Annotated in this window: 24 protein-coding genes; 13 read left to right on the top strand and 11 right to left on the bottom strand. The window is 73.1% G+C overall.

What is annotated here, in order from left to right:
* Positions 1-47 precede the first annotated feature (47 nt).
* Both ACFLFB_RS17065 and ACFLFB_RS17060 read left to right on the top strand, forming a co-directional pair.
* Complete coding sequence (locus ACFLFB_RS17065) at positions 48-1055, top strand: sugar phosphate isomerase/epimerase family protein (RefSeq protein WP_392543361.1); 1008 nt, start codon at positions 48-50, stop codon at positions 1053-1055.
* Positions 1056-1239: 184 nt separating this feature from the next.
* Positions 1240-1896 carry a DedA family protein gene (locus tag ACFLFB_RS17060; protein ID WP_392543360.1) on the top strand — a complete coding sequence of 219 codons (657 nt, stop codon included), beginning with the start codon at positions 1240-1242 and terminating at the stop codon, positions 1894-1896.
* A gap of 82 nt (positions 1897-1978) precedes the next feature.
* On the opposite strand, the gene ACFLFB_RS17055 is transcribed toward ACFLFB_RS17060, so the two are convergent.
* Both ACFLFB_RS17055 and ACFLFB_RS17050 read right to left on the bottom strand, forming a co-directional pair.
* Positions 1979-2518 carry a LytR C-terminal domain-containing protein gene (locus tag ACFLFB_RS17055; protein ID WP_392543359.1) on the bottom strand — a complete coding sequence of 180 codons (540 nt, stop codon included), beginning with the start codon at positions 2516-2518 and terminating at the stop codon, positions 1979-1981.
* 11 nt (positions 2519-2529) lie between these two features.
* Entirely contained in the window at positions 2530-2820 is a 291-nt protein-coding gene (locus tag ACFLFB_RS17050; RefSeq protein WP_392543358.1) for a type II toxin-antitoxin system VapB family antitoxin, read from the bottom strand.
* 70 nt (positions 2821-2890) lie between these two features.
* Between ACFLFB_RS17050 and ACFLFB_RS17045 the strand changes: the two genes are divergently transcribed.
* Positions 2891-4582, top strand: coding sequence for a helicase HerA-like domain-containing protein (locus tag ACFLFB_RS17045; RefSeq protein ID WP_392543357.1), 1692 nt, complete (start codon positions 2891-2893; stop codon positions 4580-4582).
* Positions 4583-4611: 29 nt separating this feature from the next.
* Here the strand turns inward: ACFLFB_RS17045 and ACFLFB_RS17040 are convergent, their stop codons facing one another.
* The 6 genes from ACFLFB_RS17040 to ACFLFB_RS17015 all read right to left on the bottom strand — a co-directional run bounded on the left by ACFLFB_RS17040 (position 4612) and on the right by ACFLFB_RS17015 (position 7872).
* Positions 4612-4962: a barstar family protein gene (locus ACFLFB_RS17040; protein WP_392543356.1), complete on the bottom strand. Its 351-nt coding sequence runs from the start codon at positions 4960-4962 to the stop codon at positions 4612-4614.
* Complete coding sequence (locus tag ACFLFB_RS17035; RefSeq protein WP_392543355.1) at positions 4959-5432, bottom strand: ribonuclease domain-containing protein; 474 nt, start codon at positions 5430-5432, stop codon at positions 4959-4961. The genes ACFLFB_RS17040 and ACFLFB_RS17035 overlap by 4 nt, the downstream gene beginning before the upstream one ends.
* Before the next feature lie 17 nt (positions 5433-5449).
* A complete protein-coding gene (locus ACFLFB_RS17030; protein ID WP_392543354.1) occupies positions 5450-5842 on the bottom strand; it encodes a hypothetical protein in 393 nt (130 codons plus the stop codon).
* 72 nt (positions 5843-5914) lie between these two features.
* Entirely contained in the window at positions 5915-6373 is a 459-nt protein-coding gene (locus ACFLFB_RS17025) for a hypothetical protein (RefSeq protein ID WP_392543353.1), read from the bottom strand.
* 127 nt (positions 6374-6500) lie between these two features.
* Entirely contained in the window at positions 6501-7421 is a 921-nt protein-coding gene (locus ACFLFB_RS17020; protein WP_392543352.1) for an AEC family transporter, read from the bottom strand.
* A gap of 79 nt (positions 7422-7500) precedes the next feature.
* Positions 7501-7872, bottom strand: a complete 372-nt coding sequence (locus ACFLFB_RS17015; RefSeq protein ID WP_392543351.1) for a VOC family protein — start codon at positions 7870-7872, stop codon at positions 7501-7503.
* Positions 7873-7932: 60 nt separating this feature from the next.
* Between ACFLFB_RS17015 and ACFLFB_RS17010 the strand changes: the two genes are divergently transcribed.
* Positions 7933-8787 (top strand): DUF6597 domain-containing transcriptional factor, encoded by an 855-nt coding sequence (locus ACFLFB_RS17010; protein WP_392543350.1) that lies wholly within the window; start codon positions 7933-7935, stop codon positions 8785-8787.
* Between the two features lie 2 nt (positions 8788-8789).
* Here ACFLFB_RS17010 and ACFLFB_RS17005 read toward each other — a convergent pair whose 3' ends face one another.
* The gene (locus tag ACFLFB_RS17005; protein WP_392543349.1) at positions 8790-9167 is read right to left on the bottom strand and encodes a hypothetical protein; all 378 of its coding nucleotides are present in this window, start codon (positions 9165-9167) and stop codon (positions 8790-8792) included.
* A 187-nt stretch (positions 9168-9354) separates the two neighbouring features.
* On the bottom strand, positions 9355-11262 hold the full coding sequence (locus ACFLFB_RS17000) for a propionyl-CoA synthetase (RefSeq protein ID WP_392543348.1): 1908 nt from the start codon (positions 11260-11262) through the stop codon (positions 9355-9357).
* Between the two features lie 337 nt (positions 11263-11599).
* Here ACFLFB_RS17000 and ACFLFB_RS16995 point away from each other — a divergent pair, with 337 nt between their 5' ends.
* The 9 genes from ACFLFB_RS16995 to ACFLFB_RS16955 all read left to right on the top strand — a co-directional run bounded on the left by ACFLFB_RS16995 (position 11600) and on the right by ACFLFB_RS16955 (position 22571).
* A complete protein-coding gene (locus tag ACFLFB_RS16995; RefSeq protein ID WP_392543347.1) occupies positions 11600-13405 on the top strand; it encodes a glycoside hydrolase family 3 protein in 1806 nt (601 codons plus the stop codon).
* Between the two features lie 25 nt (positions 13406-13430).
* Positions 13431-14738, top strand: coding sequence for an exo-beta-N-acetylmuramidase NamZ domain-containing protein (locus tag ACFLFB_RS16990; RefSeq protein WP_392543346.1), 1308 nt, complete (start codon positions 13431-13433; stop codon positions 14736-14738).
* A complete protein-coding gene (locus tag ACFLFB_RS16985; RefSeq protein ID WP_392543345.1) occupies positions 14735-16462 on the top strand; it encodes a serine hydrolase in 1728 nt (575 codons plus the stop codon). The genes ACFLFB_RS16990 and ACFLFB_RS16985 overlap by 4 nt, the downstream gene beginning before the upstream one ends.
* 4 nt (positions 16463-16466) lie before the next feature.
* Positions 16467-17363, top strand: coding sequence for a MurR/RpiR family transcriptional regulator (locus tag ACFLFB_RS16980; protein ID WP_392543344.1), 897 nt, complete (start codon positions 16467-16469; stop codon positions 17361-17363).
* Between the two features lie 45 nt (positions 17364-17408).
* On the top strand, positions 17409-18404 hold the full coding sequence (gene murQ, locus ACFLFB_RS16975) for an N-acetylmuramic acid 6-phosphate etherase (RefSeq protein ID WP_392543343.1): 996 nt from the start codon (positions 17409-17411) through the stop codon (positions 18402-18404).
* Positions 18401-19693, top strand: coding sequence for an ABC transporter substrate-binding protein (locus tag ACFLFB_RS16970; protein ID WP_392543342.1), 1293 nt, complete (start codon positions 18401-18403; stop codon positions 19691-19693). Before murQ ends, ACFLFB_RS16970 begins: the two co-directional genes overlap by 4 nt.
* A gap of 79 nt (positions 19694-19772) precedes the next feature.
* Entirely contained in the window at positions 19773-20672 is a 900-nt protein-coding gene (locus ACFLFB_RS16965; protein WP_392543341.1) for a carbohydrate ABC transporter permease, read from the top strand.
* Positions 20669-21604, top strand: coding sequence for a carbohydrate ABC transporter permease (locus ACFLFB_RS16960; RefSeq protein WP_392543340.1), 936 nt, complete (start codon positions 20669-20671; stop codon positions 21602-21604). The genes ACFLFB_RS16965 and ACFLFB_RS16960 overlap by 4 nt, the downstream gene beginning before the upstream one ends.
* Before the next feature lie 13 nt (positions 21605-21617).
* Positions 21618-22571, top strand: coding sequence for a BadF/BadG/BcrA/BcrD ATPase family protein (locus ACFLFB_RS16955; RefSeq protein WP_392543339.1), 954 nt, complete (start codon positions 21618-21620; stop codon positions 22569-22571).
* A gap of 137 nt (positions 22572-22708) precedes the next feature.
* Here the strand turns inward: ACFLFB_RS16955 and ACFLFB_RS16950 are convergent, their stop codons facing one another.
* Positions 22709-24862, bottom strand: a complete 2154-nt coding sequence (locus tag ACFLFB_RS16950; protein WP_392543338.1) for a hypothetical protein — start codon at positions 24860-24862, stop codon at positions 22709-22711.
* Positions 24863-24892: the final 30 nt, after the last annotated feature.

The raw sequence follows: 24892 nt of genomic DNA, 5'->3' as shown, positions 1-24892 counted from the left end.
ACCGGCACCACCCCTCATCGCAGCACCCCGTCACGAAGGAGCCCGTCATGTCCCGTCCGATCACCCTCTTCACCGGCCAGTGGGCCGACCTGCCGTTCGAGGAGGTGTGCCGCCTCGCCGCGTCGTGGGGCTACGACGGCCTCGAGATCGCCTGCTGGGGCGACCACTTCGAGGTCGACCGCGCGCTCGCCGAGCCCGACTACATCGACGGCCGCAAGGCGATCCTCGAGAAGCACGGCCTGGGCGTCTGGGCCATCTCCAACCACCTCGTCGGCCAGGCCGTCTGCGACGACCCGATCGACCAGCGCCACAAGGACATCCTCCCGGCGGCGGTCTGGGGCGACGGCGACCCCGAGGGCGTGCGGCAGCGTGCTGCCGAGCGGATGGCGGACACGGCACGGGCGGCGGCCCTGCTCGGCGTCGACGTCGTCATCGGGTTCACCGGCTCGGCGATCTGGAAGTACGTGGCGATGTTCCCTCCGGTGTCGGCCGAGACGATCGAGGCCGGCTACCAGGACTTCGCGGACCGCTGGAACCCGATCCTCGACGTCTACGACGAGGTCGGCGTGCGCTTCGCCCACGAGGTCCACCCCAGCGAGATCGCCTACGACCACTGGACGACCGTGCGCACCCTCGAGGCCATCGACCACCGGCCGGCGTTCGGCCTCAACTGGGACCCGTCGCACATGGTGTGGCAGGACCTCGACCCCGCGGCCTTCATCTGGGACTTCCAGGACCGGATCTACCACGTCGACTGCAAGGACGTCCGCAAGCGGGTGGGCAACGGCCGCAACGGGCGCCTGTCCTCGCACCTGCCGTGGGCCGACCCGCGCCGGGGCTGGGACTTCGTGTCGACCGGCCACGGCGACGTGCCGTGGGAGGACTGCTTCCGCACCCTGGGCGCCATCGGCTACGACGGCCCCATCTCGGTGGAGTGGGAGGACGCGGGCATGGACCGGCTCGTCGGTGCCGCCGAGGCCGTGGGCTTCGTCCGCCGTCTCGCGTTCGACCGTCCCGAGGCGTCCTTCGACGCCGCCTTCAGCTCCGGCGACTGACGGGAGCCGGACACCGGTCGTCGTTCCCGCCGCTCGACGACCGGTGCGCGTCCCCGGTGGTGGTGCCGATGAGGGGTCACCGCCACCGGGGTCGTCGTCGGGCCGGGCGAGCCCACCGACGGTTCGTGGGCCGGTCTGGGGCGGGGGACAGTCCGGGCACAGGGTCGGCTCCGAACATGGAGACATGGACGACCTCGTGACCCTGGCGCTCGGGCAACCGGCGTGGCTGGTCTACGTCGTCGTCGCCGCGCTGGTCTACCTCGAGAGCGCGCTCGTCCTCGGGTTCGTCCTGCCGGGGGAGACGGCGGCGCTCGTCGGCGGGGTCGCGGTCACGGTGGGGAACACCTCGCTGGCCGGCACCGCCGCCGTGGTCGTCGCGGCCGCTCTCCTCGGTGACACCACCGCCTTCCTCCTCGGTCGCTCGTTCGGCCCGGGCCTGCTCGCCTCGCGGGGGCTGTCCCGCGTGGCCCGTCGGGTCGAGGGCGCGCAGTCGACGCTGGCCCGCCGCGGGCCGGTGTCGCTCGTGGCCGCCCGCTTCACCCCCGTGGCCCGCACCGTCGCGCCCGTGCTCGCCGGGTCGGCGGGGATGCGGTACCGGACCTTCCTGCGCTGGAACGGGATCGGGGTCGCCGCGTGGGGCGTCACCTGCGTCGTGCTCGGATCCGTGGCGGGGGAGTCGTGGCAGGACGTGGCGGGCTGGATGGGGACGGTCACCCTGGCCGTTGTCGGACTCGCTGTCGTCGCGTGGGTCGGGGCACGCGTGGTGCGCTCCCGCCGCGCCGGCGCCGACGCCCTCCTCGCACCCGCCGCCGACGCCCTCCTCGTGCCCGTCGCCGCGTAGCCGCCCGCCCGCCGGGTCGAGGTGATACCCGACGCTGAGACGGTCGGGTATCACCTCGAACCAGCGGGAAGAACGGGCGACGTCAGCTCTCGGTGGGGGCGGGGCACATCGGCGTCGCGGCCACCGAGGGGACCGGGACGAGCCGGGTGTACTTGGCGCCGAGCGCGACGTCGACGCTCGTGTCCTTGCGCTTGTCCTGGAAGGTCTTCGTGCCGTCGGGGAACGCGCCGCGGACGAGCGAGGCGGTCGCCTTCCCCGCGGGACCGAAGCGGATCTCGGCCACGGTGGGGGGCGTGCGCGACGTGGGGTCGTTGGCGACCTTGCCGATGTCGAAGCCGCGCTCGGCGAGCTCCTTGGCCACGGTGCCGGCCAGGCCGGTGCGCGAGGACGCGTTGTAGACGTTGAGCTTGACCTGCGCCGGGGTGACGGCGTCCGGGTCGTAGGGAACGCACGTGGGAGCGGGGGTGCGCCCGGCGCGGGCCGCGCTGTCGGCCTGGTAGTACGACAGGGCGTACCAGAACGCGAAGAACAGGGCGAGCAGCACGACGCCGATGGTGATGAGGGTGCGCCGGCGTCGGCGTGCACCGACGGACACCTCGGCCTCGGTCGTGTAGTCGCTCACTGCGCGCCCCCCTACAGCACCAGCACCCGCGCGTGGAGCGTGGGTCGTTGATGGAGGGCCGCCCGCAGCGCGCGGTGCAGGCCGTCCTCCAGGTAGAGAGCACCCTCCCACTCCACGACGTGCGCGAAAAGGTCCCCGTAGAACGTGGAGTCCTCGGACAGCAGCATCTGGAGGTCGAGCTCGCGCTTGGTGGTCACGAGCTCGTCGAGCCGGACCAGGCGCGGGGGCACGGTCGACCACTGGCGCGTGGAGTACCCGTGGTCCGGGTACGGGCGCGAGTCACCGACGGCCTTGAAGATCACGGCACTCACTGTATGACGGGTCGCCGCTGACGACGGGAGCGACGCCCGGCGGGGGACTACATTGGCGGTCGTGACCGAGAACGGCAGTGCCGCAGCCTCCCCCCTCATCGACCAGATCCGCGCCGGGTACGCCTTCCAGGGCCCGTCGCTGGAGTTCGGCGCGGCCGTCGCCGACGGCACGGCCCATCCCGACGCCGTCGTGCGCATCCCGCTGTCGGCGATGAACCGGCACGGGCTCGTCGCCGGCGCCACCGGCACGGGCAAGACCAAGACCCTGCAGCTGATGGCCGAGCAGCTGGCCGCACAGGGGGTGCCGGTCTTCCTCGCCGACGTCAAGGGCGACCTGTCCGGGATGGCGACGGCCGGCCAGGCGAACGACAAGGTCACCGCCCGCGCCGCCGACGTCGGGATGACGTGGACGCCGACCGCGTACCCGACCGAGTTCTACGCCCTCGGCGGCGAGGGGCAGGGCATCCCGGTGCGGGCCGCCGTCTCCACGTTCGGGCCGACCCTGCTCTCGAAGGTGCTGGGGCTCAACGACACCCAGGAGTCCAGCCTCGGCCTGGTGTTCCACTACGCCGACAAGAAGGGCCTCTGGCTCGACACCATCTCCGACCTGCGCGCGGTCGTGCAGTTCCTCAGCAGCGACGAGGGCAAGGCCGACCTCAAGGACCTCGGCGGCCTGTCGTCGGCGACCACCGGCGTCATCCTGCGCGAGCTCATCACGTTCTCCGACCAGGGCGCCGACGTCTTCTTCGGCCTCCCCGAGTTCGACACCGCCGACCTGCTGCGCACCGCCGCCGACGGCCGCGGCATGGTCTCGATGCTCGAGCTGCCCCGCGTCCAGGACCGCCCCCAGCTGTTCTCCACCTTCCTCATGTGGCTACTGGCCGACCTGTTCCACGACCTGCCGGAGGTCGGCGACGTCGACCGCCCCAAGCTCGTCTTCTTCTTCGACGAGGCGCACCTGCTCTTCAACGACGCGAGCAAGGACTTCCTCGACGCCATCCAGCAGACCGTGCGGCTCATCCGGTCCAAGGGCGTGGGCGTCTTCTTCGTCACCCAGTCGCCCAAGGACGTCCCGGCCGACGTGCTGGCCCAGCTCGGCAACCGGGTGCAGCACGCCCTGCGCGCGTTCACCCCCGACGACGCCAAGGCGCTCAGGGCCGCGGTGAAGACCTACCCGAACACCGCCTACGACCTCGAGGAGCTGCTGACCCAGCTCGGCACCGGCGAGGCCGTCATCACGGTGCTCTCCGAGCGCGGCGCACCGACCCCGGTGGCGTGGACCCGGATGCGCGCGCCCGAGTCGCTGATGGCGCCCTCGGCCACCGAGCTGCTCGACAGCACCGTGGCCGCCTCGCCGCTGGCACCGAAGTACCTCACGGCGGTCGAGCGCGAGTCGGCCTCCGAGATGCTCGGCAAGGCCGAGACCGAGCGGACCGCCGCCGAGGAGGCGGCGCGGGTCGAGGCGGAGAACGCCAAGGTCCGCGAGGCCGCGGCGGCAGCCGCCGAGAAGGACCGCCTCGCCGCGGAGAAGGAGGCCGCGAAGGCCGCAGACGCCGCCCAGAAGGAGGCCGCCCGCCAGGCGGCCGCGGCGGAGAAGGCCCGGGCCACGCAGGAGCGCCAGCGCGCCGCCGAGCCGGGCATGGTCGAGTCGGTCGTGAAGTCCAGCGCGTTCAAGTCGATGCTGCGCTCGGCGGGCACCGTCCTCGGCCGCGAGATCACCCGCTCGATCTTCGGGACGACCCGCCGCCGCTGACGTTCGTCGGGGCGCGGGTCAGCCCCAGGTCACCGACGGTCGACGACCGTCGCCGTGAACCCCGGCGCCTCGGTCTCGGTGTCCTGCAGCACCCGGAGCAGGGCGTCGAAGACCTCGGGGTGCTCCTCGCGCAGCGTCGCCGTGCCGTCCCACACGACGTGCAGCGACCCCACCGCCTCGTTCGCCGCCGTGAGGAGGCAGTCGAAGAGCGCGTCGAGGTTGTGGCCGTACCAGTCGGGGAAGGACAGGCACTCGCCGAACAGGCGCAGCGACTCGTCCTTGTCGGCGCCGGCCGGGACGACGCGCACGACGACGCCGTCGCCGCGCAGCCCGCGCACCAGCGGGGCGATCTGGGTGTCCGCACCGAGGACACGGGTCATGGCTGCTCCTGGACGACGCTGAAGGACGCGTAGTGGTCGTCGGTCCAGTAGACCGTGCCGTCGCGGCCGGTGACGATGCGCCGCGCGCCGCGGTCGTCCTCACCCGGGGTGGGCACCGTGTACTCGCGGTACCAGCCGCTGGGGTGGCGAGGCAGGAGGCGCTCGCGGTTGCCGAAGGTGACCCCGTCGCGGGCGTAGCGGAAGGGGCCGCCGGCCTCGATGAGCGCGATCGTCTCGCGGGCCTCGCGCGGCAGGTCGGCGGCTGCGACGACGGGGAGCCCTCCGGTGTCTCGCGCCGGTGGCACCGAGGCCGATGACGGCCCGTCGGTGGCCGTGGTCGTCGCCGACCCGGAGCCCGTGGGGGACGCGGTTGGCGTGTCCCGCTGGTTCGCCAGCCACAGCCCGAGGACGAGGGCTGCCGCCACCAGCACGAGGGCGACGCGCACGACGTCCCGGCGGCCCGACCTCATCCGACGGTCCCCGGCGCTCAGAGGCTGAGGACGGCGCGGGCGTACGCGCACTCGAGGTCGGCGTCGGTGACCGTGCGCACGTAGCCGGGTCGCACCGCGTAGGTCACCTGCCAGCCCTGGTCGGTGCGGTGCACGGCCTCGAGCCGGTCGCCGACGAGCTCGCGCAGCTGGTCCTCGCGCGGCAGCCAGAGCGCCTGGTCGAGGGTCACCGAGTCGAGCGCCCACTCGGTGGTGCCGTTGAACCCGAGCACCGACTGGTCGCGGTAGCTGTGGACCTCGACCGTGAGGTCGCTGATCCAGAAGACGTCACCCGTGAGGAGCGCGGCGTCGATGACGAAGCGGTCGCCGGCGCGCGGCTCCCACAGGACGCCCGACGCGGCGAGGGAGCGAGCGAGCTCGACGGTGATCACGGCTCCAGTGTCGCCGACCCGCTTCACTCACCGGGCCGCAACGGCGTCGCACCCGAACCGGCGTCGAACGACTCAGTAGACGCGCCCGCTGAAGGTGTCGACGATGCAGTCCTGGCACCCGCGGTTCACGCCCTCCACCCGACCCCCGCCACCGACGACCGGAGCGCCCTCGTCGGACGAGACGACCGACCACGTGCCGAAGGTCCGGCGGTCGCGGGAGTCCGGGCCGCGGAAGTTCATCTCGGCGTCGTAGTGGATGACGACGTCCCCGCCCTCGCAGTGGACCTGCTTCTCGCCGCTGAACCTCACCTTGCTCGGTGACACCTGGTTGGCGTACCCACCGAGGTCGGTGACGCCCGTGCAGCCCTCCCACAGCCCGTCGGCGGCGACGATCGGGCTCGACGGGGCCAGGAACGAGGTCACCACCGTGAACGACGAGACCGAGGGGATCGAGGCCGCCTGTGCGACAGGCGAACCCGCGATGGTGGCCAGGGCGACGACGCCCCAGGTGGCGATGGTGCGGTGCTTCATGGCGGACCCTCCCGGATGGCTGAGCGGAACCTCCCACGATCCTCGGCGCCCCCGCGTGCGTCCATGGCGAGATCGGGTGGTGCCGGCGGCCCGGGACCACCCGATCGGGCCACCCGGCGACGAGGAGTCAGCCGAGGAGGAGCACGGCGAGCGCGACGGCGGGCACGGCGCCGATCGTCGTCACGAGGATGGTGTCGCGGGCGAGGGTCGTCGCGCGGTCGTAGCGGGTCGCGTGCACGAAGACGTTCTGCGCCGTCGGCAGGCTCGAGCAGACGACGACCGCGAGCAGGGCGTGGCCGTCGATCCCGAAGGCGTAGTGGGCGACCGCCCACGCGACCACCGGCTGGACGACGAGCTTGAGCACGCTGGTGAGGGTCAGCTCGCCCGTGGGCACGTCGCCGCCGAAGCCGGGGCCGAGCCGCAGCGAGATGCCGTAGGCGATCAGGACCCCCGGCACGGCCATTGCGCCGATGAGACCGATCGGGGCCGCGACCACCTCCGGCAGCTGCCACCCCGTGAGCGAGAGGGTGAGGCCGACGAGCGTGCCCAGCGTCAGCGGGTTCGTGAACACCCCGGTGAGGAGCTCACCGACCCTGGGGCGGCGGCCGACGCCGTCCGCATCGAGGACCGCCAGGGCCAGCGGCTGCAGGACGAGCAGCTGGAGCAGCAGCGTCGGGGCCACGAGCGCGGCATCACCGAGGACGTAGGCGGCGATGGGGAGCCCGAGGTTGCCGGCGTTGACGTACGAGCTCGACAGGGCGCCGATGACGCGCTCGCCGGCCGAGCGGCGCCAGCGGCGGGCGGCGACGAGGTAGATCGTCGCGGGGACGGCGACCCCGACGGCCGTCGCGACGAGCGAGCGCGACAGCACCTCGTGGATGTCGGCCTTGGACACCGTGGTGACGAGGAGGGCCGGGGTGGCGACGAAGAAGGAGACCCGGGCGAGGACGCCCTGGGCGGCGAGGTCGACGACGCCGAGGTGCGCGACGAGGGCTCCCACCGCGATGACCGCGGCGATCGTCGCGAACCCCAGGACCACACCCTCCACGGGCCCCACCCTGCCGCGAAGCCCGGCCGGGGCGCGGGAGCGTCCGCGAGGCGGAAGCGTCGCCCGCGCCCGGGGTGGCTCAGCCCCAGTTGCCGGCGAGGGTGAGGCAGAAGGGGTGACCGCTCGGGTCGAGCAGGACGCGCCAGGTCTCGCCCGGCTGCTCGTCGGGGAGGGTGGCGCCCAGACCCACGATGTCGGAGGCCGCGGCGTCGAGGTCCTCGACGGCGAGGTCGAAGTGGAACTGCTTGCTGCCGTGCTCGTTCGGCCAGCCGGGGGGCTCGTGGTCGGCGAGCGTGCCCAGGCCCAGCGCCATCCCCCCCGGCCCGGAGAGCATCGCGTACTCGTCCTCGACCGCGGCGACGTCCCAGCCCAGGACCGCCGACCAGAAGGCGGCGTCGCGGCGGGCGTCGGTGCTGTCGAGCGTGACCATCTTCAAGGTGGCGAGTGCCATGGGGTGCTGCCTCTCGTCGGGGACGGGTCGGGTGTCACCGATCCTGCCTAGGCTGCCCCCGTGGTGGCTAGGACAAAGGCGACAGACCCGGCGCGCACGGCGTCGACGGCCGGCATCCTGCGCCCCGACGAGCTGGCGCGCCACGTCGAGCTCCGCCGCTGGCCCTGCGATCCGGCCGTCGACCGGTGGGTGGAGAACCACTGGGCGCTGCGCTGGGACCTGCCCCCCGGCACCGGCCACCAGAGCCAGACCCTGCCGCACCCCACGTGCAGCCTCACCCTCGAGGTCGGCGACCACACCCGCGACGGCCTGCCGCCGGGGGAGACGCTGCTCGTCACGGGCGTGGTCACCCGGCGCTTCGACGTCGAGATCCGCGGGAGCGGGCGGGTGGTGGGCGTCCGGTTCCGGCCGGGTGGTCTCGCGGCGCTCACCGGAGCGCGGGCGCGTGACTGGGTCGACGCCGTGGTCCCGGCGCGGGAGGTCCTGCCCGCCGAGGTCTGCGCGGCCCTGGCCGAGCCCCCGCTCGCCGAGGCGCCCGAGCGGTGGGCGGCGCTCGCCGAGGACGCGCTGGCCTCGGTCGGCGCGGCACCCGACGAGCGCCACGACCTCCTCCTCGCGGTGTGCGCCGCGATGCTCGACGACCACGACCTCCTCGCCGTGGCCGACGTCGCCGAGCGCTTCGCCACCACGCCGCGCACCCTGCAGCGGCTCTTCCTCGACCTGGTCGGCGTCGGGCCCAAGTGGGTGCTGGGGCGGTACCGGATGCACGACGCGGTCGCCGAGCTCGACGCCGGCTTCGAGGGTCCGCTCACCGACCTCGCGCACCGCTGGGGCTGGTACGACCAGGCGCACTTCACCCGCGACTTCACCGCGCTCGTCGGCGTGACTCCCGGGCGCTACCGCGACCGGGGCTGAGGTCAGCCCTCGCCGTCCTCGTCCTCGCCGGGGTCCCACTCACGCTGCGGCGCCGACAGGGCCCGCGTCATCCCCCGCACCGACCCCTGCCAGACGAGGGCGCACCACCACGACACCACCGCGACGATGACGACGAGGCCCACCCGCACCGGGTCGCCGCGGTCGAGGTCGCTGCGCTCCCAGATGCCCCACGCGAGGAGGAGCGGCAGGGCGAGGAAGAGCGCCAGCTGGGTCACCGAGGCGACCAGCCAGAACCAGCGCCCGCCGCGGCCGTCCTCGAGGTACTCGCCGAACCGGTGCACCCCCGCCCCGGTGCTCGACACGATGTCCGTGTCGCGCAGGTCGGCGCGCACGATGCGCCGCTGGAACCACCCCGCCATGGGCCCTCCCCGGTTGCGTCCCCGGAGCGTAGGGCCGCAGGTCTGGCCCGCAGGGATTTCGCGCAGACCGCGAGGATCTGCGCCATCACTGCGACGACGCGGAAGTTCTCACAGACGCGGATGTACCCGCGCCATCCGCAAGGTTCCGCGTCATCCCCGTGACGGCGCAGAACCTCGGGGGCCGTCGTCAGGGGGTGGGGCGCAGGACGGGGGTGAGGCGGTCGAGGACGGAGGCGTCCTCGATGGTGCCGGGCACGACGGGGACCTTGCCGTCGGCGATCTCGCGCATCGTCTTGCGCAGGATCTTCCCCGAGCGCGTCTTCGGCAGTGCCGCGACGACGTCCACCTGGCGCAGGCTGGCCACGGCACCCACCTCGTCGCGGACCCGCTGCACGAGCTCGGTCCGGATCCGGTCGCCCTCGGCCGCACCGTCGACCCCGCCCTTGAGGACGACGAGCCCCCGCGGCACCTGGCCCTTGAGGTCGTCGGCCACCCCGATGACGGCGCACTCGGCGACGTCGGGGTGCCCGGCCAGCGCGGCCTCGATCGACCCGGTCGACAGCCGGTGCCCGGCGACGTTGAGGACGTCGTCGGTGCGGCCCATGACGAACAGGTACCCGTCGGCGTCGATGGAGCCGCCGTCGCCGGTGAGGTAGTACCCCTCGTAGACCGACAGGTAGCCGTCGACGTAGCGCTGGTCGTCCTCCCACAGGGTCGGCAGCGTGCCGGGGGGCAGCGGCAGCCGGATGGCGATGGCGCCCTCGGTACCCGCCGGCACCTCCTCACCCCGGTCGTCGAGAACGCGGACGTCGAAGCCGGGGACGCGCACCGAGGGTGACCCCGGCTTGATCGGGAGGGGCTCGAGCCCGCGCAGGTTCGCCGCGATGGGCCAGCCGGTCTCGGTCTGCCACCAGTGGTCGACGACCGGGATTCCCAGGGTCGAGGTCGCCCACTCGTAGGTGTCGGGGTCGAGCCGCTCGCCCGCGAGGAAGACGGTCTCGAGGCGGGACAGGTCGTGGCCGGCGAGCAGGGCGCCCTGCGGGTCCTCGCGCTTGATGGCGCGGTAGGCCGTGGGCGCGGTGAACATCGCCTTCGCGCCGTACGTGGCGCAGACCCGCCAGAAGGCCCCGGCGTCGGGCGTGCCGACCGGCTTGCCCTCGTAGAGCACGGTGGTCGCGCCGGTGAGCAGGGGCCCGTAGACGATGTAGGAGTGGCCGACGACCCAGCCGACGTCGGACGCCGTGAAGAAGGTGTCGCCCGGCCCGATGTCGTAGATGTTCTCCATCGACCAGCGCAGCGCCACCGCGTGGCCCCCGTTGTCGCGGACGATGCCCTTGGGCCGGCCCGTGGTGCCCGAGGTGTAGAGCACGTAGAGCGGGTCGGTGGCCTCGACGTCGACGCACTCGGCCGGTTCGGCGTCGGCGACCAGCTCGTCCCAGTCGAGCTCCTCCCAGTCGGTGTCGCGCTCGCCGACCGCGGCCCGGGCCTGCGGCCGCTGGAGCACGATGACCGACTCGGGGGTGTGGCTGCTGCGGTCGAGCGCCCCGTCGAGCATCGGCTTGTACTCCACGACGCGGGTGGGCTCGATGCCACAGCTCGCCGCGACGACGACCTTCGGCCGGGCGTCCTCGATGCGCGCGGCCAGCTCGGCCGGGGCGAACCCGCCGAAGACGACGGAGTGGACCGCCCCGAGCCGCGCGCAGGCGAGCATCGCGACGACGGCCTCGGGGACCATCGGCATGTAGATGACGACCCGGTCGCCCTTCTCGACGCCCAGCGACGCCAGCGCCCCGGCGAAGGTCGCGACCCGGTCGAGCAGCTCGCGGTAGGTGAACGACGTGACCGTGCCGGTGACCGGGCTGTCGTGGACGAGCGCCACCTGGTCGCCACGGCCGTCGCGCACGTGGCGGTCCAGGGCGTTGAAGCAGGTGTTGAGCCGCCCGCCGCGGAACCACCGGTAGAACGGCGGGTTGGTGTCGTCGAGCACGGTGGTGGGCGGGCTGCTCCACTCGATGGCCTGCGCCGCCGCGGACCAGAAGGCCGTGGGGTCGGAGATCGACTGCTCGTAGGCCGCTGCGTAGGCGCCGGTGCTCATCGCCCCATCGTGCGGGCCCGCGGACCTCGCCGCCAGCCCCGGTGCGCCGAGCGGGAGGTGGGCGGGCGTCATCCGCGCCGAACGGACCGCTCGATCTCCTCGCCGTGAGTGCGGAACCGGCTGCCTGAGCGACCACGTCCGCACTCACGGCGAACCGTGCCCGCCGTGAGTGCGGAACCGGCTGCCTGGGCGACCACTTCCGCACTCGCCGCGAGAGGGATTCCTGACGCGATCTTTACCCGGACGCCCCGCGCCTCCCGTTGACCTCCGCCGAATCGGTAACTAAGTTTCATGTTCTCGCACAAAGTCGTGAACGAGTAACACGGAGGATCCCCTGATGTCCCGGACGCTCACCCGTCGCACCGCCCTGACCGGAGGACTCGTCCTCGCCTTCGCGGGAGCCGCGCTGCCCGCCGCCGTGGCCGCCCCCGTGCGCCCCGGCCCCGCCGCTCGTGGCTGGGCGGAGTCGACGCTGCGGCGGATGACGCTGCGCGAGAAGGTCGGCCAGCTCTTCGTCCAGCAGGTCTACGGCAGCGACGCCACGACCCCCGACGCCCGCAACGTCCCGCTCTACGGCGTGGCCAGCCCGGCCGAGGTCGTGCAGAAGTTCGCCCTCGGCGGCGTCATCTACTTCGCCTGGACCGACAGCGTGAAGAACCCCCAGCAGATCGCCGGCCTGTCCAACGGCCTCCAGGAGGCCGCGGCCGCCCGCCCGACCAAGGCCCGGGTGCCGCTGACCATCGGCATCGACCAGGAGCAGGGCGTCGTCACCCGCATCGGCCCGCCGGCCACCCAGTTCCCCGGTTCGATGGCGCTCGGCGCCGGCCGCAGCGCCGACGACGCCCGCACCGCCGCCGCCATCACCGGCCAGGAGCTGCGCGCGATGGGCGTGACGACGAACTTCGCCCCCGTCGCCGACACCAACGTCAACCCGCTGAACCCGGTCATCGGCACCCGCTCGTTCTCCTCGAGCCCGGCGCTCGCGGCCGAGATGGTCGCCGCCCAGGTCCGCGGCTACCAAGAGGACGGCGGCGTCGCCGCCTCGGCCAAGCACTTCCCCGGCCACGGCGACACCGCCACGGACAGCCACGTCGCGTTCCCGATCATCACCCACACCCGCGAGGAGTGGGAGGAGCTCGACGCGCCGCCGTTCCGCGCGGCCTTCGCCGCCGGCATCGACATGGTGATGACCGCGCACCTCTCGGTCCCCGCGTTCGACGACTCGGGCCACCCCGCCACCCTGAGCCACCCCATCCTCACCGGCCTGCTGCGCGAGGAGCTCGGCTTCGAGGGCGTCATCATCACCGACTCGCTCGAGATGCAGGGCGTGCGCGACCTCTACCCGGATGCCGAGGTCGCGGTCCGCGCCCTCCTCGCCGGCGCCGACCAGCTGCTCATGACCCCCGCGCCCGAGGCGGCCTTCGGCGCGGTCGTCGACGCGGTCACCACCGGCCGGATCCCGCAGAAGGACCTCGACGACAAGGTGCGCCGCGTCCTGGAGCTGAAGTACCACCGCGGCCTCGTCGACCAGGCGATGGTCGACGTCGCTCAGGTCGCCACCAAGGTCGGCACCCCCGAGCACCTCGCGACCGCGGCCGCCGTGACAAACCGGACCACGACCCTCGTCCGCAACGACGACAAGGTCCTCCCGCTCGCGGTCTCCGGCAAGAAGGTGCTCGTCACCGGCTACGGCGTGACGACGACCCAGATCCTCGCCGACGGCCTCAAGGCCAAGGGCGCGGCGACCACCGTGCACCAGACGGGCACGTCGCCCACCGACGCGCAGGTCGCCGCGGCGGTCGCCAAGGCGGCCGGCCAGGACGCCGTCGTCGTCACGACGATGAAGGCCTGGGACACCGCGGTCACCGACAAGAACCGCGGCCAGCAGAAGCTCGTCGCGCAGCTGCGGGCCACCGGGGTCCCGGTCGTCGTCGTCGCCACCCGCGACCCGTACGACGTCGCGTACCTCGGCGACGTCGAGACCTACCTTGCGACGTACTCGTACAGCCCGGTCGCCATCGAGGCGGCCGCGCGCGTCATCACCGGGGCCGTGTCGCCCACCGGTCACCTGCCGGTCGACATCCCGACCAAGGACGACCCGGACACCGTGCTCTACGCCTTCGGCCACGGCCTCACCTACTGACCCCGCCACCACCAGGAGACCCCTGATGCCCAGCATGGACCGTCGTCAGCTCATCACCGCCACGGCCCTCGGTGCCGCAGCCACCACCCTCGGCGCGGCCCCCGCGCTCGCGGCCACCGGCAGCACCCCGATGCCGGCCCGTCCCGTCACGCCCGGCGCCGACCGCGCCGCGGCCGACGGCTGGCGGGTGCTCTCGGGCCGCAAGGTCGGCGTCCTCACCAACCCGACCGGCATCCTCACCGACCTGCGCAGCGTCGTCGACGAGATGCACGACTCCGGCGCCGTCGACCTCAAGGCCGTCTTCGGTCCCGAGCACGGGTTCCGCGGCACCGCGCAGGCCGGCGAGGCCGAGGAGACCCACACCGACCCGCGCACCGGGGTCACCGTGTACGACGCCTACGGGGCCACCGCCACCTCCCTCGCCCGGATGATCACCGACTCGGGCGTCGACACCCTCGTCTTCGACATCCAGGACGTCGGCTCGCGGTTCTACACCTACATCTGGTCGATGTACACGGCGATGCGGGCCGCCGTGCGCGCCGGGGCGTCCTTCGTCGTCCTCGACCGGCCGAACCCCACCGGCGGCACCGCCCGCGGCCCGATGATGACGACGCAGTTCACCACCGGCGTCGGCGCCAAGGAGATCGTCCAGGCGCACGGGATGACCGTGGGCGAGCTGGCGCGCTTCTTCGACGGCGAGTTCCTCGAGGCGGAGGAGGGCAAGCGCCTCACCCGGCTCGACGTCGTCGAGGTCGCCGGATGGCGCCGCGACGTCACCTTCGGGGCCACCGGCCTGCCGTGGGTGCTGCCGAGCCCCAACATGCCGACCCCCGACACCGCGCTGGCCTACCCGGGCACCTGCCTGTTCGAGGGCACCAACCTCTCGGAGGGGCGCGGCACCACCCGCCCGTTCGAGCTCATCGGCGCCCCCTACGTCGACCACCGCTGGGCCGAGCGCCTCGCCGGCCGTGGCGTGCCCGGGGTGGAGTTCCGTGAGGCCTACTTCAACCCGGTCGTCAACAAGCACGTGGGCAAGGTCTGCGGTGGGGTCCAGGTGCACGTCACCGACCCGCGCGCGGTCGACGGCCCGCGGCTCGGCGCGGAGATGCTCGTCGCGGCGAGGTCGCTCTACGCCGACTTCGCCTGGCGCAAGGACAGCTACGACGCCGCGCGCCCGTTCTGGATCGACAAGCTGACCGGCTCCACCCGGCTGCGGGAGCAGGTCGACGCGGGGGCCTCGGCCGACGACGTCGTCGGGGCGTGGGCGCAGGAGCTGGCCGACTTCGACCGGCGCCGCCAGCAGTACCTCATCTACCGCGGGCCGGCGGCGTGAGCGCGCTGCGCCGGGTCGCCGTCGTGACCGCCGGTGCCGTCGCGGCCTCGCTCGTCGTCGCCGCGCCCGCGCAGGCGAACGACGTCGACGACCCCCGGAACGGATTCATGCCCGCCTCCACCGTGCTGCGCGACCGCGCCCCCGAGGCCGTCGGCCTCGACCCCGAGCCCATCGCGCGCGCTGGCGCCCTCATCGAGGGGCACGAGACCGCGCCCCCCGGCGGAAAGCCGATGTACGCGGGCGCCGTGGGCCTCGTCGGCCACGACGGCGCCGTCGTCGGGCGGCACACGAGCGGCTACGCCTCGCGCTGGAAGGACGCCACGACCGAGCTGCCCCGCGACCAGTGGGTCCCGATGCGCGAGGACACCGTCTTCGACCTCGCGTCGGTGAGCAAGCTCTTCACCTCCCTCGTCACCGTGCAGCTCATCGAGGACGGCACGGTCGACCTCGAGGCGCCGGTCGCCACGTACCTGCCGGAGTTCGCGGCGAACGGCAAGGAGGGCGTCACCGTGCGCCACCTGCTGACCCACACCTCGGGCTTCACCTCGTGGCTGCCGCTGTACAGCAAGTACCCGGACAAGGCCTCGCGGATCAAGGCCGTGATGGACCAGAAGCTCACCAACCCGGTCGGGACGACCTACCTCTACAGCGACCTCAACCTCATCACCCTCGGCGTCATGGTCGAGCGGCTGACGGGGAAGGGCCTCGACGAGGTCGTCCGCGAGAAGGTCACTGCGCCGCTCGGCATGGACGACACCGGGTACAACCCCACCGACCGGTCGCGCACCGCCGCCACCGAGTACCAGTCGACCCCGCCCCGCGGGATGGTGTGGGGCGAGGTCCACGACGAGAACGCCTGGTCGCTGGGCGGGGTCGCCGGGCACGCCGGCGTGTTCTCCACCGCCGACGACCTGGCGGTGCTCGCGCAGGCGCTGCTCAACGGCGGCACCTACGACGGCCACCGCATCCTCAGCAGGGAGAGCGTCGAGAAGCTCATCACGAACTTCACCCAGGCCTTCCCCGGCGACAGCCACGGGCTCGGGTTCGAGCTCGACCAGCGGTGGTACATGGACGCCCTCTCGGGTCCGCGCACCGCGGGGCACACCGGCTACACCGGCACGTCGTTCGTCATCGACTTCGCGTCACGGTCGTTCGCGATCCTCCTCACCAACCGCGTGCACCCGTCGCGGTCATGGGGGAGCAACAACCTCGCCCGGCGCGAGTGGGCCCACGGGCTGGCCGCGGCCATGCCCCTGAACCCCCTCCACGGCGAGTCCGCCTGGTACTCAGGCGGATCCGACGCCACGACGGCCACGCTCACGGCAGCGGTCACCGTCCCGTCGGAGGGCGCGAAGCTCGCCTTCGACCTCTTCCTCGACACCGAGGAGACCGACCCGCTCACCCTGGAGACGTCCTCCGACGGCGGCGCGACGTGGCAGAAGCTGCCCTTCACGCACCGCGACCGCGGGTCGGCGCTCGAGACCGACGGCAGCATCGCGGGGACGTTCGAGCGGCGCTGGACCCAGGTCCGCGCCGACCTCCCGGCGGGCGAGATCCGGCTGCGCTGGCGCACGACGACCGACGGCGCGTACCTCGGCCGCGGGGTCGTCGTCGACGGGGTCCGGGCCACGAGCCCGGCCGGTGTCGTCCTCGACGGCGAGAAGAACCCCGGCGCGTTCACCACGGATGGCTGGGCTCTCCTGCGGGAGAGGGCCGTAGCGTAGGGCCATGCCCCCGCGCTCCGAGCCCGCCCCCGCGGGCACCCCCGCCGCCCCCTCGCTGCTCGTGCAGCTGAGGGGGCTGCGGCCCTCCCTCTCGCCGGCCGAGGACCGGGTCGCGGAACGGGTCCTGCGTGACCCGCGCGGCACGGCGAGCCTGACGATCAGCGAGCTCGCGGTCGACGCGCAGACGTCGGAGACGACGGTGCTGAGGTTCTGCAAGCGGCTCGGCCTCCCGGGGTACCCGCAGCTGCGCCTCGCCCTCGCCGAGGCCGGGATGCAGCCCCGCACCCAGGCGGCGCCCACCACCGACATCAGCGCCGACGACACCATCGACGACATCATCGCCAAGGTCGCCTACGCCGACGCCAGCGCGGTCGAGGACACCGCCGACACCATCGACCGCACGGCGCTGTCGAAGGCGGCCCACGCCATCGCCGGGGCCGGGCGGGTCGACGTCTACGGCATCGGCGCCAGCGCGCTGGTGGGCAAGGACCTCCAGCAGAAGCTGCACCGCATCGGCTCGATGGTGTTCTGCTGGAACGACCCCCACGTCGCGCTCACGAGCGCCACCCTCCTCGGGCCGGGCGACGTCGCCATCGGGATCTCGCACTCGGGCACCACGACCGAGACGGTCGAGGCCCTCGCCCTGGCGCACAGCCGGGGGGCGACGACGGTCGCCCTCACCAACTTCCCGCGCTCGCGCCTGGCCACCGACGCCGACCTCGTCCTCGCCACGGCGGCCCGCGAGTCGAGCCTGCGCTCGGGTGCCACGGCGAGCCGGATCGCCGCCCTCACCGTCGTCGACTGCCTCTACATCGCGGTCGCCCAGCTCGACCTCGAGCGGGCCCGCACGGCCGTCGAGGACACCGCCAAGGCCGTCGCGGGGCACCACCTGCGTTATTGATTCACGGCCTTGACGCGTTGGCCGTGAGAAAGTAACGTCTCGCGGGTGAGCACCGAGGCCACTGTCAGCGCGCCCACCGAGGACCGCCACCCGGGGACGACCGGGATCGACGGGCTCTCGACGCTCGAGGTCCTGCGCGTGCTCAACGCCGAGGACGCCACCGTGCCCGCGGCCGTGGCCCACGTGCTCCCGTCGCTCGCCGCCCTCGTCGACGCCGCCGTCGTCGCCGTCGAGGGTGGCGGCACCATCCACTACGTCGGAGCCGGCACCTCCGGGCGCCTCGCCGTCCTCGACGCCGCCGAGCTGCTCCCCACCTTCAACGCCCCGCCCGGGCTCGTCGTGGCCCACCACGCCGGCGGCCCCGAGGCGCTGCTGCGCGCGGTGGAGAACGTCGAGGACGACGGGCTGCGCGGCCGCGCCGACCTCGAGTCCGTCGCCCCGGACGACGTCGTCATCGGGCTCACCGCCTCCGGACGCACGCCGTACGTCGAGGGCGCGCTCGCCCTGGCCCGCGAGCGCGGCGCCGTCACGGCCCTCATCACCTCGAACCCCCACGCCGAGCTGGCCCACCTGGCCGACCACGTCCTCGCCGTCGACACCGGCCCCGAGGTGATCACCGGCTCGACCCGCCTCAAGGCCGGCACCGCGCAGAAGCTCGTCCTCAACTCCTTCTCCACCGCCGTGATGGTGCGCCTGGGCCGGACCTGGTCCAACCTCATGGTCGACGTCGTCGCCACGAACGCGAAGCTGCGCGGCCGGGTCGTGCGGATCCTGCGCGAGGCGAGCGGGGCGTCCGAGGACGACGCGCGCCGCGCCCTCGAGGCCGCCGACGGCGAGCTCAAGCCCGCCCTGGTCACCCTGCTGTCCGGAGCCACCGCCGCCGAGGCGCGCACCGCCATCACCGCCCACAGCGGCTCCGTCGCCCGCGCCCTCGCGTCGCTCGGCACCTCCGCCGCCGCCCCCGAGCCCATCGCCCCCACCGCGTCATCCCCCGAGGCCCGCCCCGTGGCCATCATCGTCCCGACAGGAGATCCCGCATGACCTCGCGCCACCCCTGGAAGCACCTCGCCGTCACCATCGGCGTCGGTGCCCTCGCCCTCTCGGCCTGCGCGCCGTCGTCGAGCACCGGCACGGCCGGCGGCTCGGGTGACGGCACGACCCTCACCGTGTGGTCGTGGCGGGTGGAGGACAAGGCCGCCTACGACAAGATCTTCGACGCCTACGAGGCCAAGCACGAGGGCGTCACCGTCGAGTTCAAGCCGTTCAAGGCAACCGAGTACAACAAGATCCTGGCCACCGGGCTGGCCGGCTCCGACGGCCCCGACGTCCCGCAGGTCCGCTCGTACGGCCAGCTCCAGGCCACCGTCGCGTCGGGCTCGCTCGTGCCGCTCGACGGCCAGGTCGACCTGTCGTCGTGGGACGAGAACGTCGTCGCCAGCGCCAAGGGCAAGACCGACGGCAAGATCTACTCCGTTCCCCTGGCCCGTCAGGCGACCGTGCTCTTCTACAACAAGAAGCTGTTCGCGGACAACGGGATCGACGTCCCCACCACGTGGGAGCAGTTCACCGCGGCGAGCGACACGCTGCTCGGCGCGGGCGTCACGCCCCTGGCCGTCGGCGCCAAGGACGACTGGACCCTGCCGATCGTCCACGAGGTCCTCGCCGGCTCGCGCTTCGGCGGTGCCGACTTCCAGAAGGCCGTCCTCAGCGGTGAGAAGGACTTCACCGACCCCGACTGGGTCGCCTCGGTCGACGTCCTCAAGCAGCTCGAGAAGTACATGCCCAAGAACGTCACCGGCGTCGCCGTCACCGACGCGATGACCCTGTTCACCTCGGGCAAGGCCGCGATGTACCCCGGCGGCTCGTACGACCTCGCCACCCTGCAGAAGGGCAACCCCGAGCTCGAGCTCGGCATCCTCCAGGTCCCGGCCGCCACCGGCTCGCCCGCGGGCGCCGAGGGCACCACGGCCGGCTGGGCCGACGGCAACTTCGCCGTCAACGCCAAGTCCCCGAACAAGGCGGCGGCGACCGAGCTCGTGAAGTGGATGGCGACCCCCGAGTTCGGCCAGATGGTGGCCGACGAGGTCAAGCAGATCTCGGCCGTCCCCGGCGTCACCTACGCCGACCCGGTGCTCAAGCAGGTCAGCGACAACTACGAGAAGACCGGCTCGCCGTACCTGCTCCTCACCGACTTCCGCTACGGCGCCCCCTCGGGCACCGAGCTGCTCGGCAAGGGCGTCCAGGAGATGTTCCTCGGCAGCAAGGACGCCGCGGCCGTGAGCACGGAGCTCGACACCGGCGTCAAGACCTGGTTCCAGCCCACGAAGTGACCCCAGCCCTCCCCGGAGGCCGGCGCGGATGACGCGCCGCCGCCGGGGAGGTGGCGGTCCACGACCCATCGGATCACCCATGCGACGACGCACCGGACTCCTCTTCGTCACCCCGGCCCTGCTGCTGTTCGGGGTGTTCGTGCTGTACCCGATGGTCACGGCCTTCTCCTACGCCTTCTACGAGTGGCAGGGCACCACGCGCGGCGGCTTCGCGGGGATCGACAACTTCGTCACGCTCCTCACCCGCGCCCCGTTCACCACCGACCTGCCGCGCGCGCTGTTCCACAACGTGCTGTTCTTCGTCGGGACGATGGCCGTGCAGAACACCATCGGCCTGTCGATCTCCTTCCTGCTGCACCGGCGCGACCGCTCGCGCCGGGTGCTCCAGACGCTGTACGCGATGCCGTACCTCGTCAGCCCGATCGTCATCGGCTACCTGTGGACCCTCCTGCTCTCGCCGACGTTCGGCCCGGTCAACACGCTGCTCACCGCCGTGGGGCTGGACAGCTGGGCGCTGCCGTGGCTCGGCGACCCCGACACGGCGCTGTGGGTCGTCATCCTCGTCAGCGTCTGGCAGTGGATCGGGTTCCCGGTGCTGCTCTACGGGGCCGCGCTCGGCGGCGTGCCCGAGGAGCTGTCGGAGGCCGCCCGGGTCGACGGCGCCACGCACCTGCAGACCTTCCGGCGGATCACCTTCCCGCTGCTCGTGCCCGCCATCGGCACGGTGAGCGTGCTGACCTTCATCTTCGCGATGGAGGCGTTCGCGCTGCCGTACGCCTTCGGCGGCTCCACCGGGAACCCGGCCGGCTCCACCGACTTCCTGTCGCTGCTCTTCTACCGGACCGCCTTCGACTCCGGCGCCACCGACGCCATCGGGACCTCCTCGGCGCTGGCGACGATGCTCTTCCTCCTCATCTTCGGCGGGGCCTTCGGGGCCACGGCCGTGTTGCGCCGGCACGAGCGGAGGATCACCGCATGAGCGTCGTCCCCGCCGGGATCGGCACCGCCACCGACCCCACCACCGAGACCGCTCCGGGCGTGGCCACCCCACCGCCGGGCGGGCGGACCAGCGGTGGGCGCCGCCGCCGAGGTGGGCGCCCCGTGGGTGGCGCCACGGCCAGCGTCCTGCTCTGGGTCTATGCAGCGTTCGCGCTCGTGCCGCTGCTGCTCATGGTCAGCAGCTCGTTCCGCAGCAACGCCGACCTGATCTCCGACCCGGTCGGCGCCCCCTGGCCGCTGTCGTTCGACGCGTACCGCGAGGCCTGGACCGCCGGCAGCTTCGCCACCTACTTCGGCAACAGCCTCATGGTGACCATCGGTGCCGTGGCGATCTCCACGGTCGTCGCGACGATGGCCTCGTACGCCCTGGCCCGGGTGCGCACCCGGTCGTTCCGGTGGCTGGAGTCGCTCTTCCTCTCGGGGCTGATGCTCCCGATCCACCTGGCGATCCTGCCGATCTTCTTCCTGTTCGACGGGATCGGGCTGATCGACAGCCGGCTCGGCCTCACCCTGATGTACGCGGCCTCCGGGGTGCCCTTCTCGATCTTCGTCCTCACCACCTTCTTCCGGCAGCTGCCCGAGGAGCTGGAGGAGGCGGCCATCCTCGACGGGGCGACCTCGTGGCAGACGTTCTGGCGGATCATGGTCCCGCTCGTCCGCCCGGCGCTGGCGACCGTGGCGGTGTTCCGGTTCGTGCCGATCTGGAACGACTTCCTCTTCCCGCTCGTGCTGCTGCGCCGCGAGGAGAAGTACACGCTGCCCGTGGGGCTCACGACCTTCTTCGGCGAGAACGCCACCAACTACGCGGCGGTGTTCGCCGGGCTGGTCATCACCACCGTGCCGCTCGTCATCCTCTTCCTGTTCGCCACCAAGCAGATCGTCGCCGGGTTGACCGCGGGCATGTCGAAGTGATCGGCTCACGGCCGTGAGCACGGTCGTGGCGGTCGATGTCGGTGGGTCGGGGCTGCGCCTCGTCGTGTCCCGTGACGGTGACGTGGGGGCGGTGCGGCGCGCGCCGGGGGCGCGGGTGGGATCGGGCGGCGTCGACGTCGCGGCCCTCGCCTCGGACGCGGCGCGGCTGCTCGCCGACGCTGGTCCCGAGGTGGCGCTGACCGCGGGCGAGCGGCCCGACGCCGTGTGCTGGTCGATGCGCGGCCTGCTCCACCTCGCCGACCCCGCCGACGTCCTCGCCGCGGTCGATGCCGCGCTGCGACCCCGGGCGTGCGCCGTCGTCTCGGATGCCGTGGCGAACCTCGTGGGCGCGCTGGGTGGGCTGCGTCCGGGGGCGGTCGTCGCGGCCGGGACCGGCGCCGTCGCCTTCGGCAGCGACTTCGCCGGGACCTGGACCAAGGTCGACGGGTGGGGGCACGTCCTCGGCGACCGGGGGTCGGCGGCCTGGGTGGGCCTCGAGGGGCTGCGGGCGGCGCTGCGCCACCGGGACGGGGTGACCGAGGGGTCGGCGGGGCTGCTCGCGGCCGCCGAGGAGCTGCTCGGCCCCTGCGACGGGTGGCCGCGCCGCGTGATGACGGGGTCGGACGCCCCCGAGGCGCTGGCCTCGGTGGCCCCGCTCGTCACCGCGGCCGCGGCCGACGGTGACCCGGTGGCCGTGGCGGTGGCGACGGGGGCCGGCCGGGCGCTGGCCGCGTCGCTCCTCTCGGCGGCCGCGTCCCTCGACCAGCCCGTGCTCGTCGGCACCGGCGGGCTGCTGTCGGCACCGGTCGTCCACGCGGCCTTCGTCGAGGCGGTCGCGGCCGTGGGCCCGGCCCCGGTCGACCCCAAGGGCGGGGCCCTCGACGGCGCCGGCCTGCTCGGCGAGGTCCTCGCCCGCACGGGTGACCTGCCGCGCCATCCGCGGTACGTGCACGTCCGCACCGCCTGAGCGGTTGCGCTGGCGGCCCTCCGGCCCCGCGCCCCCACGTGCCGACGGCCGGCCCGACCCTGGGGTCGGACCGGCCGTCGGTTCCTTCATCCAGCGGACCAGCGCGCACCACCCGAGTGCTGCCGTCCCGCGTCGGCTCACCAGCGCTCGACGGCCCCCTTCAGGGGGACGGTCGGCGTGGGCACCGAGCTCTGCTGCTTCTTGCCGCTCGTGGCCGGACCGGACCGGAGGGCGTCGGCCGAGCGCGTGGTCGGCGCGCCGTCCCCGGGGTCGCCGGGAGGGCCGACCGGCGGGTACAGCTCGAACGTCCCGGCGGCGTCGATGACGACCGGGGTCGTCCCGGCCACGTTGTGGACCCGGAAGTCGTTCTGGTTCCACACCTCGGTGATCGTCATGTTCGACACCACCTGGCCGGCGTACGGGTTGAGGTTGCTCACCCCGGGGCGGGGGTCGCCGCTGTTGGGCCAGAGCGTGAGCACGGTGTTCGCGCTCGGGCGGGCCGCGGTGGTGTTCGTGACGACCGCCATGGTGTTGTAGCCGGCGACGCTGCCCGGGGTGACCACGGAGCGCGACTGGTTCGGGCCGAGGTTCGACGTCATCCCCAGCTTCACGCGCGAGTCGACGAAGCGGGTCGGCGCCTCGAGCGAGCGGAAGCGCCAGCCGGAGTCACCGTCCTCCGGGGCGAAGAAGACGCCGACGAGGTCGACGATGACGTGCACCGAGCCGGGGGAGCCGTTCGAGACCCCGATGCGGGGGATGCCCGCCGAGGGCGACTCGCACTCGGTGTAGCACTGGCCGACCTTGACGATGGCCATGTTCGGCACCGTGCGACCCGCGGTGAAGTTCAGGGTCGACGTCGCCGGGATCTCGTCCGGGCCGTTGCCGGTGAACGCGGTGACGTAGCCCGAGCGCTTGGGGTTCACCACGGTGATGTTGAGGGCGAAGGCCTGGATGCGCGGGTTGAACTCCGCGTCGAAGTTCACCGGCGTCCAGAGGAACTCGTCGGCCCCGAGCGGGGCGCGGTCCCACTCGGCGGTGCGGGTGTCGACGAGCCGCTCCGGGTCGATCGACTCGTAGGCGCCGAGCTGGGTGTTGCCGGAGGTCGCCGTGCTGCTGACCGAGTGGTAGTACCCGACGACGTCGGCGATGGCGTGGGTCGAGCCGGTGCCGTTGTAGATGCGGACCTTGCCCCCGGCGGCGATCGGGACCGTCACGAGGTTGGCACCGGTCCAGCGCTCGTTGAAGTTGATCGACGAGGCGGTGGGCCGGGGCGCCGTGGACGGGTACGCGGTGAGGTAGCCGCGCTGGGTCGGGGCGACCGCGGTGAGGTTGAGGACGACCGCCGAGACGCCGGACGACGGCACGCCGCCGCGGCCGGTGACCTGCACGTCGATGCTCTTGCCCGCGCCGATCGGGGTCGTGGTGCCGACGCCGACCTTGCTGCGGGTGTCGAGGAGGCGCTTCGCCGGGAGCCCAGTGAAGGTGCCGTCGTTCGTCTCCTCGCCGACGAGGGTGATGGGGGCGAGGTGGGCCCCGCCGCCGTCGACCGGGATGGTCAGCAGCGCCCGCGAGGGCTCGAGCTGGGTGGGCCAGGCCTGCACGGTGACGGCGCAGGTCGCGCCGCCGGCGAGGGTCTCGCCGGAGCAGGTGTCACCGAGGATGCGGGAGGAGTCGCTGTCGGCGTCGACGATCTCGGCGGTGCCGAGCGTCTGCGCCTCCGGGACCGTGACGGTGAGGGTCTTCGTGGCGTCGCGCCCGAGGGGGACGGCGCCGAAGCGCAGGTAGTCGACCGTGGAGTTCCAGCGGACCTCGCCGACGACGGGCTCGGCCTCGTCACACTGGTAGGTGTACGACGCCGCGAACCGGGTGAGGTCGCCGGTGCCGCCCTCGCCCGCGAACGCCACCTCCTGGATGGTGAAGCTGCCCTGCTCGGTGCTGCAGCCGACGCCGGTGGTGGCCCGCACGGACATGGCGCCGTGGGTGGCGTCGGGCGAGCCCCAGGCACCCGCCGGGTACGTGCCGACGGCGAAGTCCTGGCCGGTCGGCATCTCGATGGCAACGTGGGACGAGACCCCGTCGGTGACCTGCAGGAGCCGTCGGGTCTTGTCGGGGACCTGGAGGCCCGACGTCTTCTCGACCGGCGCGGGGAGGATGCGCTGCGGGTGGCCGTCGATGGTCATCGCGGTGAGGTTCACGGCGGGGGAGACGGCGGCGACGGCGGGCTGGGCGGCGACCGCGAGGCCACCCAGGGTGACGGCGGCGGTGAGGACGGAGAGGGTGCGGCGGGGCATGACGAAGGGGTTCCCCCTGGAACGGTGACG

The organism is Oryzobacter telluris (genome assembly GCF_043099285.1).
GTDB classification, from domain to species: Bacteria; Actinomycetota; Actinomycetes; order Actinomycetales; family Dermatophilaceae; genus Oryzobacter; species Oryzobacter telluris.
This window is presented reverse-complemented; position numbering and strand designations above follow the sequence as displayed.

Coding starts and splice junctions, on each gene's coding strand:
- ACFLFB_RS17065 (WP_392543361.1), top strand. CDS start 48: ATGTCCCGTCCGATCACCCTCTTCACCGGCCAGTGGGCCGACCTGCCG.
- ACFLFB_RS17060 (WP_392543360.1), top strand. CDS start 1,240: ATGGACGACCTCGTGACCCTGGCGCTCGGGCAACCGGCGTGGCTGGTC.
- ACFLFB_RS17040 (WP_392543356.1), bottom strand. CDS start 4,962: ATGACCCGTGTCCTCGGTGCGGACACCCAGATCGCCCCGCTGGTGCGC.
- ACFLFB_RS17035 (WP_392543355.1), bottom strand. CDS start 5,432: ATGAGGTCGGGCCGCCGGGACGTCGTGCGCGTCGCCCTCGTGCTGGTG.
- ACFLFB_RS17025 (WP_392543353.1), bottom strand. CDS start 6,373: ATGAAGCACCGCACCATCGCCACCTGGGGCGTCGTCGCCCTGGCCACC.
- ACFLFB_RS17015 (WP_392543351.1), bottom strand. CDS start 7,872: ATGGCACTCGCCACCTTGAAGATGGTCACGCTCGACAGCACCGACGCC.
- ACFLFB_RS17005 (WP_392543349.1), bottom strand. CDS start 9,167: ATGGCGGGGTGGTTCCAGCGGCGCATCGTGCGCGCCGACCTGCGCGAC.
- ACFLFB_RS17000 (WP_392543348.1), bottom strand. CDS start 11,262: ATGAGCACCGGCGCCTACGCAGCGGCCTACGAGCAGTCGATCTCCGAC.
- ACFLFB_RS16995 (WP_392543347.1), top strand. CDS start 11,600: ATGTCCCGGACGCTCACCCGTCGCACCGCCCTGACCGGAGGACTCGTC.
- ACFLFB_RS16990 (WP_392543346.1), top strand. CDS start 13,431: ATGCCCAGCATGGACCGTCGTCAGCTCATCACCGCCACGGCCCTCGGT.
- ACFLFB_RS16980 (WP_392543344.1), top strand. CDS start 16,467: ATGCCCCCGCGCTCCGAGCCCGCCCCCGCGGGCACCCCCGCCGCCCCC.
- ACFLFB_RS16970 (WP_392543342.1), top strand. CDS start 18,401: ATGACCTCGCGCCACCCCTGGAAGCACCTCGCCGTCACCATCGGCGTC.
- ACFLFB_RS16965 (WP_392543341.1), top strand. CDS start 19,773: ATGCGACGACGCACCGGACTCCTCTTCGTCACCCCGGCCCTGCTGCTG.
- ACFLFB_RS16960 (WP_392543340.1), top strand. CDS start 20,669: ATGAGCGTCGTCCCCGCCGGGATCGGCACCGCCACCGACCCCACCACC.
- ACFLFB_RS16950 (WP_392543338.1), bottom strand. CDS start 24,862: ATGCCCCGCCGCACCCTCTCCGTCCTCACCGCCGCCGTCACCCTGGGT.